The sequence below is a fragment of the Streptomyces gottesmaniae genome, assembly GCF_031845845.1.
Taxonomy (GTDB): domain Bacteria; phylum Actinomycetota; class Actinomycetes; order Streptomycetales; family Streptomycetaceae; genus Streptomyces; species Streptomyces akebiae.
The window spans coordinates 1-417 of sequence record NZ_JAVRFJ010000160.1; the positions used below are offsets into that span (position 1 = coordinate 1).

The following is a 417-nucleotide window of genomic DNA, read 5'->3' on the forward strand; positions in this document are numbered from 1 at the left end:
GTCGTTTTGCACGTCGCGGACAGTTTGGCGGCTTTCTTCCAAATCGGTTTCGACTCTTTGGCGGATTTGGCGTTCCAGCGCATATTGCTCGGCAAACGCCTTCCGTTCCTGCCCGAGCTGCGTTGCCAAACGTTCGTTTTCAACCGCCAAACCCTGCGCCTTTTCCTGCAAATCGATATACGACTGCTTCAACCGAACCGATTCCGCCTCTTTTTCCTGCAAATGGGCAATCTGCTTTTCGGCTGCGGAAAAACGGTTGCCCAAAGCATAATTTTCGTCCTGCAAATGCTCGTATTTCCCATCCAAAGCGGCCAATTCTGATGCAATTTCTGCGTGTGCCTGTTCAATAAAATCACATCTTGCCGCCTTTTCCGCCAATTGCGCGTTCAAACCGGCAAACTCGCCCTGAAACCTGCC

General features: G+C 51.6%; 1 protein-coding gene. It reads right to left on the reverse strand.

The window, feature by feature from the left end; translation table 11 throughout:
• Nucleotides 1-417 (reverse strand): hypothetical protein (locus RM704_RS45825; protein ID WP_498076466.1); only part of this gene is annotated, 417 nt, incomplete at both ends.